The following is an 11,228-nucleotide window of genomic DNA, read 5'->3' as shown; positions in this document are numbered from 1 at the left end:
TGCTCTTCCGATCGGCGGCCGCGGCCGCCGCGCGTTCGTCGTGCGGCGACGACACGAATGCCGACGCGCCGAGCGCGACGGCGATCACACTGCTGATTCCCACTACCGACAGCGCTTTCATGGCATCCCCGCGTTGCCTGATGGCGAGGCGGCATCGTAACCGAGGCGGACCGGACTGCGCCGCCGCCCGACCTCGATTCCGTCACACGACCGAAACCGGATTCCGCCCGGATGACCGGTTCGGAACGCCGCCGCCGCGCAAGAGATCATCGTGCCGCGAGGCTCGAAACGTGATGCCGCCGCCGGATGCGAATGCCGTGGCCCCCGCCCTACCCCCACCTTTGGCCCTGTCGCCGCCGGGCGGGCCGGCGCTAGGCTAGCCGCTTCGTTCGGCCACGGTATCGCCGTGAACGCTACTGCCGAAGCGGCGCCCGCCGCTTCCTCCACGCTGATCAAGGCCGCGCTGCTGATGACGGCCAGCGCCGTGCTGTTCGGCTTCATGACGGTGACCATCCGTCTCGCGTCCCAGCAGCTGCACGCGTTCGAGATCGCGTTCTTCCGCAGCCTGTTCGGCTTCGTGTTCGCGCTGCCGTTGCTGCTGCGGCACGGCCCGGGCCTGCTGCGCACCGACAAATGGCGCTTCTACGTGCTGCGCTGCTGCATCGGCATCGTCTCGATGTTCGCCGGCTTCTGGGCCGTCGTGCATCTGCCGCTGGCCCAGGCGATCTCGCTGTCGTATGCGACGCCGCTGTTCGTGACCGTCGGCGCCGTCCTGTTCCTCGGCGAAGTCGTGCGCCTGCGGCGCTGGACCGCGGTGCTGCTCGGCTTCGTCGGCGTCGTCGTGATCGTGCGTCCCGGCGCGGCCGACTTCAGCGCCGCGAGCCTGATCGCGCTGCTCGCCGCGGCGATGAGCGGCACGGTCGCGATCAGCATCAAATACCTCTCGCGCACCGAGCATCCCGATGCGATCGTGCTGATCACGACCGGGCTCTGGGTGCTGCTGTCGCTGCCCGGCGCGGTCCCGGTCTGGCAGTGGCCGAGCGGCTGGGTCTGGCTCTGGGTGGTGCTGGCCGGCGGCTTCGGCACGATCGCGCACCTGCTGTGGACGCGCGCGCTGAAGCTCGGCGAAGTCTCCGCGCTGACGCCGCTGAGCTTCCTGCAGCTGCCCGTCGTCATCGTGTTCGGCTATTTCCTGTTCGCCGAGAAGCTCGATCTCTGGACCGGCGTCGGCGCCGCGGTCATCGTCGGCAGCAACATCTACATCGCCCACCGCGAGGCGCGGCTCGCGCGGCCGGTAGTCACCGACACGCGCGTCGCGAGCGAAACCGCGGGCTGAGCGACGGCTTCGGCCGCTCCGTGCGCCGGCCGCCGCGTCCGGCGCTGCGCGCTTCAGTCGCCGGCGAACACGCGCTGCACGTCGGCCGCGTCGAGCGCGCGCCACTGTCCCGGCGCGAGCCCGTCCAGGGTCAACGCGCCGACCCGGGCGCGATGCAGCGCGGTCACGCGGTTGCCGGTCGCGGCGAACATGCGCCGGACCTGGTGATAGCGGCCTTCGTGCAGGGTCAGCCGCGCGCGGCGCGGCGTGAGCACCGCGAGCTGCGCCGGCAGCAGCGGCGTCTTCTCCGCGTCCAGCAGCAGGGTGCCGCTCGCGAACAGCGCGGCCTCGTCGCCGCGCAGATCCTCGGCGAGCTCGGCTTCGTAGTGCTTGGCGATGCGCGCCTTCGGCGAAATGATCCGGTGCAGCAGGCCGCCGTCGTCGGTCAGCAGCAGCAGGCCCGAGGTGTCGCGGTCGAGGCGGCCGACCGGCGACAGCAGCGGATCGCGATAGCGGAAGCGGCGCGGCAGCAGGTCGTAGATCAGCCGGCCGGGGTCCTTGGTCGAACAGGTGTAGCCGACCGGCTTGTGCAGCAGCACGACCAGGCCCGGCGGCGGATCGAGCGGCTCGCCGTCGAGGCGCACGTCGCCGGGAGCGATGCGCGCATCCTCGTCGAGCATGTTGCCGTGCGTGTCGCTGATGCGGCCGTCGCGGAACCACGCGGCGACTTCGCGCCGGCTGCCGTAGCCGAGGTTGGCGATGTGGCGCAGCAGCTTCATGCGCGCGCTCCCTGTGCCTGTATGACCTTGAAGCCCTGCTCGTCGGCGAGCACGCGCACCTGCGCGAAACCACGCTGCAGTTCCTGTTCGTAGGCCAGGTGCCGGTTCGCGACGAGCAGCAGGCGGCCGGCCGGCGCCAACGCCTGCGCGGCCGCGCGGATGAAGCCGCGGCCGAGCTCGGGCTGGTCGGCGCGGCCCTGGTGGAACGGCGGATTGGTCACGATGAAATCGTAGCGCCGCGGCAGGCCGCGCACGACGTCGTGCCAGTGATAGCCCAGGGCGACCGGCGTCGCGAGCGCCGCCGCGGTCGCGGCGAGATTGCGCAGTGCGAGTTCCAGCGCGCGCGCTTCGGCTTCGTAGAGATCGAGCGCCGTCACCCTCGCGCAGCGCCGCAGCACCGCATCGGCGAGAAAGCCGTAGCCGGCGCCGAGGTCCGCGCCGGCGCCGGCCAGATCCTCCGGCAAGTGCGCGGCGAGCAGCGCCGATGCCGCATCGATACGGTCCCAGGCGAACAGGCCGGGCCGACTCAGGAAACGGCCGTCGGCGATCGCGCGCGGCGCGTCGGCGTCTTTCCAGTGCTGCGCGAGTGCCGCATCGATGCGTGCCGCGTCGATGCGCCGCCAGAACACGCGGCATTTGTGCTTGGACAAGGTCGTCGGCGCGCCGGCCAGGCGCGCGAGATCGCTCTCGATCGCGCGTGCGCCTTCGTTGTTCGCGACGCTGGCCACGACGAGACCGCCCGCGGCGACGTGATCGAGCGCGCGGGCGAGCAGCGCGCGCGCCTCGTCGCGCTGGCGCGGCGGCAGCACCAGCACAGTGTCGTAGCGGCCGGCGGCGGCGGCACAGGCCTCCACGCCCGAGGCCGAAAGCGCATCGGCGAACGGACGGAAGCTCTGTTCGGCGACGATCGCGCAGGCCGGGAACAGCGAGCGGAACTGTTGCAGGCCGTGGCCGGCGCGCGCGCGCAGCCAGAGCAGCCGCGCCGGCGGCGCGAGCGCGCCGTCGACGAACGGCAGGAACAGGGCCTGTACGGCGGGGTCGTCCACGAGGTTCCGGCGATCGCGCGCCAGCGGCGCGGGGCGCGTAGCGTAGCCCAGGACGAACGGGGTCACGCCGGAGCGGCTTCAGCTCAGGCTAAGCTGCAGGCTAGTGGACTGCGCCTGGCCGGCACAGCCGCCTACAGGGAGTTGTCGATGCCGTCTCGTCTCACGCGTGTGCTGTCGCTGCCGCTGCTGCTCGCCGCCTGCAACGGCGCAGCGCCGCCGCCGAATCCCGCCGCGCCGCCCGCTGCCGCGAACGCGCACGGCAACTGCCTCGCGAGCCTGCCGGTCACGCCGCTGACCACGCCGGCCGCGTCGCTGTATGCGCAGGATTTCGCCGCGACGCCGCTGGACGCGGCCGGCCTGCGCTGCATCGCCGAGGTCTGGGGCGAGACGCGCTTCGCGTCGCCGGAACGCCACGACCCCGCCTACGCGCCGATACAGGCCGCGCACGGCGAAGACGGCGACCTGCGCTGGACCAACGTCGCGCACGAGCGCGTGCAGCTGCTGCGGATCGCCCAGGGCGCCGCGGCGGCGACCTGGCTGCTGCGCATCGACACCGGCCTCGCGATGGAAGGCAGCCGCTACGACCTGATATTCACGAGCGACGCGCACGGTCGCCTGAGCGACCAGATGCTCGTCGGCGTCGAGGGCGTCATGTACCGGCGCAACGTCGATCTGCGCAGTCCGCTGCAGTTCACCGTGCTGGAAGTCGGCGGCCGCGAAACCGCGAGCGGCCCCGACTACCGCGCCGCGTTCCGCATCGACGACGACGGCCGCATCGCGTCCGATCCGCAGGGCTCGACCGAGGCGCTCGATCCGGCCGCGGTCAACGCCGCCGCCGATCCGGACCAACCCGCCGACGGCGACAGCGCGACCTCGGTCGAGGAAGTCGACGGCGCGCCCGGCGACGCCGAAGCGATACGCCAGCTGCTTTTCTCCGATTCCGGCGTCATCGAGGAAGTCGTGCAGCGGCAGACTCTGGCCGACGGCAGCCTGGCCATGCTCGCGGTCGGCCGCACCGACGTGGCCGGCCTCGTGCTCTACGTGCTGCGTCCGGTGGCGACGGGCACGCACGGGCGCACGCGCTACCAGGTCGCCAGCCTGACTTTCCCGGAACCGGATCAGGCGCTGGGCGGGGAACTCGGCCCGGCCGTCTGGAAGGCCGACAAGGACGGCGTCGGCATCGCGCTGACCATGCGCTACGACTTCCTGCGCGAAGGCGGCAATGCGGAAACCGGCGAGCCGCAGACGCGCATCGTCGAGCAGACCCTGAACGCAAGGCTGCAGCTGGCCAGCGGCGAGCTACGCGCGGCGTCGCCGTGAGCCCGGCCGGCTCGCGGAACGGGCCGGCGGCGCTTCCGCGAGCCGGCCGCCGTTGTAAAAACGGCCGATGAGTTCAACGAACGGCGGCGCCGGGGTCCGGCGCGGTTCAGCGCACGCGCTGCGGCTCCTTCGCCGCGACGCTGCGCCGGATGAGCTCCTCGAGCACCGCGCGGTCGACGTCGGCGAGCGACTTGAGGTAGAGGCAACCCTTGCCGGTCTTGTGCTTGCCGAGTTTCGCGAGCAGCGCGTCCCTGCCGTCGAAGTCGAACAGCACATACAGGGTCAGGTCGTTCTTGCGCGCGGCGAAGCCGATCAGCGGCCAATCGCCTTCGCGGCCGCTCTCGTAGCGGTAGCGATAGCGGCCGAAACCGACGATGCTCGTGCCCCAGATCACGGCGGGTTCGCCGGTGACCTGCTGCATGAGCACGGCGACCGCGGCGCAGTCGGCGCGGCGCTTCGCATCGCTCACGCCGGCCAGGAACGTCTGCAACGTGGTTTCGGTCGGTCGGGTCTTGGGCTCGGACATGACGGCTCCGTCGGACGGCGCAGGCCGCGCCACCGTACGCGCCGCGACGGCGACGGCGCAAGCGGCCCGGCCCGACCGGATCTGTGCTGCGCATCCCGCCCGCAGGAGCGCGCCATGGACATGCCCAGGCCCGGTCCCGGACACGCCCGTCTCGCCGCGTTCGTCGGCAGCTGGGACGGCGACGAAACGCTCGAGCCGTCGCCGTGGGGGCCTGGCGGCGCCGCGCACGGACGCGGCGTCTATCGCCTCGTCACCGACGGCATGGCCGTCACGCAGGACTACGAGGAAGAGAAGGACGGCGCCGTCGCGTTCCGCGGCCACGGCGTGTTCACGATCGATCCGGCCAGCGGCGACGTGCTCTGGTGGTGGTTCGACAGCATGGGCTTTCCGCCCGACGGCCCCGCACGCGGCCGCTGGGACGGCAATACGCTGGAGCTGCACAAGTCCACGCCGCGCGGGGAAGGCCGCTATCGCTATCGCCTCGACGACGACGGCAACGCCTACGAATTCCAGATCGAGAACCGCTGCCCGGGCCAGGACACGTTCTGCCTGTTCATGCGCGGACGCTATCGCCGCGTCTGAACGGCCAGCGCCGGCGGCCGCCGCGTCGCGGCCGCCTTCGCGCCGCCGGCGAGTGTGAAGAGGCGCACGTTTTTTCGGCGGCGGCAGCGCTTTCTTGAACGGCTTTGCGCTGAGCTCGCCGTAAGGGAACGCGCGCGGTGTTCGGTGCCGCCCGCGCACGGCGTTGAAGACGACGACGTCATCGTCGGGAGCTTTGCGATGCGCATCGCCGCAGTCCGTCCCTCTTCCTCGCGTCCCGTGCGGCGTGCGCTGCTGCTGCTCGCGCTCGCCGCACTGACCGTCGCCGACGCGACCGGCCAGACCGTGCTGCGCGGCCAGGTCATCGTCAGCGGCGGCGGACGCTCGGTCTCGCCGGGCGGCTGCCGCGCGCTGCAGGGTGCGATCGCCGAGCCCGTCGTCGGCCATGCCAGCGGCGGCAGCTACGCGCTGAGCGCCGGATTCTGGGCCGGCGCCGGCGGCACCGCGCGCGACGCCATCTTCAACAGCGGTTTCGAGGGGTGCAACTGATGAAAACGTTCGCCGATTTTCAACACCTGCTGCGCCGCGGCGCCGCGTTGATCGCCCTGCTCGCCGCGGCCCTGCCGGCCGTCGCGGAGATCCCGCAGATTCCCGACTTCGTCTACCAGGGCCGCCTCGACCAGAGCGGCGCGCCGGCCAACGGCAACTTCGACCTGAGCTTCGCGCTGTTCGACGCGGCGACGGACGGTCTGCAGGTCGGCAGCACGATCAATCAGCCCGCCTATCCCGTCGTCAACGGCCTGTTCAGCGTGTCGCTGAGCTTTCCCGGCGCGTTCACCGGCGCGCAGCGCTATCTGCAGGTCAGCGTCAACGGTACGCCGATGCTGCCGCGCCAGGCGGTCACGACGGCGCCGGTCTCGCAGTTCTCGCTGAGCGGAAGCATCGGCGGACCGGCCGGCGGCGCATTGACCGGGACATATCCGAATCCAACCCTGGCCGCGAACTCGGTCGGCAACGCCCAGCTCGCGAGCTTTTCGGTCAGCAACAGCAAACTCGCGTCCGATTCGGTCAGCAGTTCCAAGATCGCAACAGGCGCGGTGCTCAGCGATGCGATCGCGACAGGCGCCGTCGACACCGACGAGATCGCCAGCGGCGCCGTCGGCACGTCGGAGCTCGCCAACGACAGCGTCACGCGCGGCAAGATCGCCGGCGGCTACAGCAACGGCGCGGTCGCTTTCACCGTCGGCGCGAACGACTGCAACGACTACAACATCTCGATTCCGGGCGCCCAGGCCGGCGATCTCGCGATCTTCAATCTGCAGGCCGGCGCGAGCCTGCCGCCGAACATGCTCGTGCAGCCGCTCAAGGTGCCGAGCGCCGGCGTCGTGGCCGTCCGCGTCTGCAACTTCGCCAACACGACGCAGGCGACCGGAGACGTGGCGATCTACGTGCTGACCATGCGGTGAAGCCGAGCGGCGCGTCGGAGCACCGCGCGCGCCGCGGCGCCGGGATCTGCCCGCAAAAAGCCAGCAACCGCCCCGCTCGCGGCCAGATGCGCGGGCCAGGCTCCGGTGATCCGCCGGAGACCGCCATGACCGCACCCGCTTCCGCCGCTGCGCGCGCGTCCGCGCGGCGGCGCTTCCTCGCCGACCTGACCGCGTTCGCGCTGGCCGCGGCCAGCGCGCCGCTGCTGCGCGCTGAACCCAAACTCGCCGACTCGGCGGCCGTGCGCCACTGGCTGCAGCAGGTCGAGGCGCTGTCGCGGCAACTGCGCGAAGGCGCGGTCGACAGCGCGCACTGGCGTCGCGAGATCGACGCACTCGCCGCGGCGACGCCGCTGCCCGAATTCCTGCCGCTGCTGCAGTTCGATCGCGCGCTGGCCGCTGCGCGCGGCGGCCGCGATCCGGTCAAGACCTTCGTCTCCCTGGCCGAAGCCGACGGCAGCCTGCGCAAGGCCGCGTTCGCCGCGGCGTATTTCGTGTTTGCGAAGGGCCAGGTCATCACGCCGCACGGGCATCGCGGCATGGTCTCGGCGCATGCGGTCGTCAGCGGCCGGCTGCAGCTGCGCACCTACGACCGCCTCGGCCGCGACGGCGACGCGCTGCTGCTGAAGCCGCGGCTGGACACCGTCGCCACAGCGGGCTTCAGCGCCGCGATCAGCGCGGTCGAAGGCAACGTGCACTGGTTCGTCGCCGAGCAGGACGGCTCGGCGACGCTCGACGTCATCGTGCAGGACATCGACGCGAACGGCCGCGAGTTCGCGCTCGAACTCGTCGATCCGCTGGCCGCCGAGACCGACGCGCGCGGCGTGCTGCGCGCGCCGCTGATCGATTGGGAACGGTCCTCGCGTCGGTATCAATCCGCCGCCGGCTGAGCCGTCACGCCGGCACCGCGGCAGCGCCAGCGACGCGGGCGACGTCACGCACCGCGATCGCCAGCCGGGTTTCGGCGCTCGCCAGCGCGCGGTCGACGTCGTCCTCGGCATGCCGCTGCGCGAGATCCAACCCACGCGCACAGGCGGGCGCATCGCCGTCCAGCGCCGCCTGCAGCGCCGCGCAGCGCGCCTGCAGACTGGGCAGACGCCAAGCCACGTCGGCCGGCAGCAGATACGGCGCGCGCAGCGGTGCCGGATCGCGTGTGGCGAGCGCGGTGGTGAAGGCCTGCTCGGCCAGCACCTGATGACGGAAATCGCGCAATCCCCGGCGCTGTTCGGGCGTGAACCGGTCGAACCAGTCGACCAGCCACTGCCACTCCTGCCGCGCAGCCGTCCAGTCGCCGCGCAATTGCGCGGCCTTCGCGCGATACCAGGCCGCGGACCACGGTTCCGTCGTCTCCAGCGTGCGCAGTTCGTCGGCCGGCAGGCGGTCCGCCGTCGTGCCGTCCACGCTGAGAGCCATCAGGCGCACGCCGGCCAGCACCGGCACGTGCTCGTCGCGCAGCCGCCACCAGAACAGCAGCAGCGCGCCGTCGTTGCTTTCGCGCGGCGACGGAAACAGGTTGATCAGTACCGAGCTCAGACTGATCAGCGCGAATGCGAACACCGGCGCCGCCGCCGTGCCGGGCAGCAGCAGGCCGGCCATGCCGGCGACGGCCGCTGCGGCGAGATCGGCCAGCGGCCCCGCCGCGACGGTGACGAGGTAAGCGCGCCGCATCGGCGCCTGCGGCGACGGGACCGCGTGAACGAAACCCGCTGGCGTACCTTTCACGGCGCGGTGCCAGCGCGCGCGAAAGCCGCTGTGCCGCGCGATGAATTCGAACGGTCCCAGGCGCCACTGCATCACGCGCAGCCCCATGCGACGGGCGGCCAGGAAGTGCCCGGATTCGTGCACGACGAGATTGACGCCGACCAGCAATGTCGCCAGCCCCATCGCAGTGAACGGCCGCCCCTCCGGCGGCAAGGCCTCGGCGCAGAGCACGATCGCGACGAGGTAGGCGGCATAGCGCAAGGCGACGAACAGGCCGCGCAGAAGTCGCCGGGCGAGGACGAGCACGCCGCTCAGCGCCCGTCCAGCGCCGCCGCCATCTGCGCGAGCCTGGCCACCGTATTGATGTTGCGCGCCGTGCCCGCGGCGGCGGCCGGGATCTTGAGCCTGGAATCGGCCATGCCGTCGCCGTAGTGCACGTAGATCTCGCGCGTGCCGAGCGCCAGGCGTTCGTCCTTCACGTGGCTGGCCCTGGCGAGGCCGTCGGCCGGCGGCGGCGCGTCGAGAAAGATCGCGACGACGCGGTTCGGCGGCGCCTCCGCAAACGGATTGCGCGCGAGCACGGCGGCCATTTCCGCGGCCGTGCGCACGAGCACGCCGACGGGCTTGCCGGCGTAGCCGGCCAGCGCGGCGACTAGCGCCTTCTGCACGGCGGCTTCGCTCTTGCGCGCCGTGAACACGACGTTGCCGCTCGCGATGTAGGTCGCGACGTCGGCGAAGCCGCAGTCCTCGCAGAGCGATTTCAGCGTGGCCATGGGCAGCTTGCCGGTACCGCCGACGTTGACGGCGCGCAGCAAGGCAACGAAGGCGGTCATCGGCGGCTCTCGAGTCGGGAAGCGGCGATCTTAGCAAGCATCGGGAAACCGGCCTGCGCCCGTTTCTCGACCGGACGGCGCCGGCGCAGCCCGCGCGCGTTCTGTGCGGAGACGACCCGGCCGGCGTCGCCGGTGCGGCGGTAGACCGCGCGGCGTGCTTCGACAGTGCGCGGCAGGCCCGGCACAATCGGCGCATGAACGCCATGCCCGCCATCGATCGCCGCCGCGCCGACACGACGCAGTCCAACGCCGATTTCCTGCTCGCGCACGCGGCGCCGGCACGCATCGGTCTGGCCGGCGGCAGCGCGCTGATCGACCGCGGCATCCGCAAGGCCCAGCGCCTGATCGTCGACGATGCGGCCGGCAGCGCCTGGTCGCATGCGTTCCTGTTCGGCGAGCGGCGCAGCGACGGCCACTGGTGGGTGCTCGAATCGGACCTGGACCTGCGCCGCAAGCAGATCCGCCTCGGCGTGCAGAAAAACCGCCTGGCCAAGTATTTCGACGCGGCGGAATGGCCGAACCTCGCCGTGCTCGACTTCGGCCTCGACGAGGCGGCGAGCCGCCGCGTGCTCGGCGCCGCGCTGGATCTGCTCGCCAACGCGACACGCTACTCGCTGCGCGAGATCGTCGGCACCCTGTTCGCGCTGGCCCGCCCGACCCTGCGCGAACGCGACAACCTGCTCGCGCGCGAGAATTCGCTGTACTGCTCGGCCTTCGTGCAACACTGCTATGCCGAAGTCGGCCTCCAGTTCGGCAGCGGCCTGAGCCTGAAGAACACGACGCCGCACGACATCGCGAGCACGCCGCTGCCGCATCGTGCCGACTATCTGCTGCGCCAGGCCGGCGCCAGCGCCTGACCGGAGCATTCGCCATGTCCTCACCGCCGCTGCCCCGCAACCGTTCGATGCCCGAAAGCTGCGTGATCCCGGTGCTCGGCTATACCGACCCGCGCGCGGCCGCCGCGTGGCTCGTGCAGGCCTTCGGTCTCGCCGAGCGCCTGCGCATCGCCGATCATCGCGTGCAGCTGAGCCACGGCGACGGCGCGCTCGTCGTCGCGCAGCAGGCGGCGGCGACGGGCTGCTCGATGATGCTGCGCGTGAGCGACGTCGACGCGCACTGCGCCCGCGCACGCGCCGCCGGCGCGCGCATCCTCGCCGAACCGACGACCTACCCCTACGGCGAGCGCCAGTACAGCGCGGCCGATTTCGCCGGCCACGTCTGGACTTTTTCCGAATCGGTCGCCGATGTCGATCCGGCCGCCTGGGGCGGCGAACTCGTCGCGCCGGCGGACTGAACGCGACGCGCGCACGACGGCGGCGGCTCAGGCCGCGGCGAGCCTCCAGCGGCCGGCGATCTCCTGCGCGCCGCGCGCGCGGCGAACCAGCACGAAGTCCTGCGCGCGCCAGGCTATCGGTCCGATCGCGATCTCTCGCCCGAGCGCGCGCGGCAGATAGCGCAAGATGGCCTGCGCGGCGAAGCGCCAGGCGGCCGGCCGGTACAGGCCCTGCGCGTACTGCGCATGACCGATCGCGTTGCCGAGGAAGCGCAGCGCCGTCGCCGCGGTCGGCGGCGCCCGCAGCACCAGCGCATGACTCTGGCCGCCGAGGCGCAGGCTCGCGACCCGGTCGAAACGGACGTCGAGCGCGACCGCGCGCACGGCCGCCGCGGCGCGGGTCAACGCCGG

At 72.0% G+C, this 11,228-nt stretch carries 14 protein-coding genes; 8 read left to right on the top strand and 6 right to left on the bottom strand.

Features of this window, described 5'->3' with window-relative positions:
* Positions 1 to 469 precede the first annotated feature (469 nt).
* Positions 470 to 1,336 (top strand): DMT family transporter, encoded by an 867-nt coding sequence (locus NON22_RS13775; protein ID WP_425507981.1) that lies wholly within the window; start codon positions 470 to 472, stop codon positions 1,334 to 1,336.
* Between the two features lie 53 nt (positions 1,337 to 1,389).
* Here NON22_RS13775 and NON22_RS13770 read toward each other — a convergent pair whose 3' ends face one another.
* Entirely contained in the window at positions 1,390 to 2,094 is a 705-nt protein-coding gene (locus tag NON22_RS13770) for a pseudouridine synthase (protein WP_257387516.1), read from the bottom strand.
* The gene (locus NON22_RS13765; protein WP_257387515.1) at positions 2,091 to 3,140 is read right to left on the bottom strand and encodes a methyltransferase; all 1,050 of its coding nucleotides are present in this window, start codon (positions 3,138 to 3,140) and stop codon (positions 2,091 to 2,093) included. The genes NON22_RS13770 and NON22_RS13765 overlap by 4 nt, the downstream gene beginning before the upstream one ends.
* 147 nt (positions 3,141 to 3,287) lie before the next feature.
* Between NON22_RS13765 and NON22_RS13760 the strand changes: the two genes are divergently transcribed.
* Complete coding sequence (locus NON22_RS13760) at positions 3,288 to 4,460, top strand: hypothetical protein (protein ID WP_257387514.1); 1,173 nt, start codon at positions 3,288 to 3,290, stop codon at positions 4,458 to 4,460.
* Positions 4,461 to 4,566: 106 nt separating this feature from the next.
* On the opposite strand, the gene NON22_RS13755 is transcribed toward NON22_RS13760, so the two are convergent.
* Positions 4,567 to 4,986 (bottom strand): DUF1801 domain-containing protein, encoded by a 420-nt coding sequence (locus NON22_RS13755; RefSeq protein ID WP_257387513.1) that lies wholly within the window; start codon positions 4,984 to 4,986, stop codon positions 4,567 to 4,569.
* Positions 4,987 to 5,100: 114 nt separating this feature from the next.
* On the opposite strand from NON22_RS13755, the gene NON22_RS13750 reads away from it, so the two are divergent.
* The 4 genes from NON22_RS13750 to NON22_RS13735 all read left to right on the top strand — a co-directional run bounded on the left by NON22_RS13750 (position 5,101) and on the right by NON22_RS13735 (position 7,900).
* On the top strand, positions 5,101 to 5,568 hold the full coding sequence (locus tag NON22_RS13750; protein WP_257387512.1) for a DUF1579 domain-containing protein: 468 nt from the start codon (positions 5,101 to 5,103) through the stop codon (positions 5,566 to 5,568).
* Between the two features lie 198 nt (positions 5,569 to 5,766).
* Entirely contained in the window at positions 5,767 to 6,075 is a 309-nt protein-coding gene (locus tag NON22_RS13745) for a hypothetical protein (protein WP_257387511.1), read from the top strand.
* A complete protein-coding gene (locus NON22_RS13740; protein WP_257387510.1) occupies positions 6,075 to 6,992 on the top strand; it encodes a hypothetical protein in 918 nt (305 codons plus the stop codon). The genes NON22_RS13745 and NON22_RS13740 overlap by 1 nt, the downstream gene beginning before the upstream one ends.
* 125 nt (positions 6,993 to 7,117) lie before the next feature.
* A complete protein-coding gene (locus NON22_RS13735) occupies positions 7,118 to 7,900 on the top strand; it encodes a cupin domain-containing protein (protein ID WP_257387509.1) in 783 nt (260 codons plus the stop codon).
* Positions 7,901 to 7,904: 4 nt separating this feature from the next.
* Here the strand turns inward: NON22_RS13735 and NON22_RS13730 are convergent, their stop codons facing one another.
* Together NON22_RS13730 and NON22_RS13725 are read right to left on the bottom strand one after the other, a co-directional pair.
* Positions 7,905 to 9,017, bottom strand: a complete 1,113-nt coding sequence (locus NON22_RS13730; protein WP_257387508.1) for a M50 family metallopeptidase — start codon at positions 9,015 to 9,017, stop codon at positions 7,905 to 7,907.
* Between the two features lie 5 nt (positions 9,018 to 9,022).
* Positions 9,023 to 9,544, bottom strand: coding sequence for a DUF1697 domain-containing protein (locus NON22_RS13725; protein WP_257387507.1), 522 nt, complete (start codon positions 9,542 to 9,544; stop codon positions 9,023 to 9,025).
* A 194-nt stretch (positions 9,545 to 9,738) separates the two neighbouring features.
* Here NON22_RS13725 and NON22_RS13720 point away from each other — a divergent pair, with 194 nt between their 5' ends.
* Both NON22_RS13720 and NON22_RS13715 read left to right on the top strand, forming a co-directional pair.
* The gene (locus tag NON22_RS13720; protein ID WP_257387506.1) at positions 9,739 to 10,401 is read left to right on the top strand and encodes a hypothetical protein; all 663 of its coding nucleotides are present in this window, start codon (positions 9,739 to 9,741) and stop codon (positions 10,399 to 10,401) included.
* Positions 10,402 to 10,415: 14 nt separating this feature from the next.
* Positions 10,416 to 10,838, top strand: coding sequence for a VOC family protein (locus NON22_RS13715; RefSeq protein WP_257387505.1), 423 nt, complete (start codon positions 10,416 to 10,418; stop codon positions 10,836 to 10,838).
* 27 nt (positions 10,839 to 10,865) lie between these two features.
* Here NON22_RS13715 and NON22_RS13710 read toward each other — a convergent pair.
* The coding region (locus NON22_RS13710; protein ID WP_257387504.1) for a hypothetical protein at positions 10,866 to 11,228 on the bottom strand (363 nt) is incomplete at its 5' end.

This window comes from Tahibacter caeni, from assembly GCF_024609805.1.
GTDB lineage: Bacteria > Pseudomonadota > Gammaproteobacteria > Xanthomonadales > Rhodanobacteraceae > Tahibacter > Tahibacter caeni.
The sequence above is the reverse complement of the archived record's forward strand: the minus strand, read 5'-3'. Positions and strand labels throughout refer to the sequence as shown.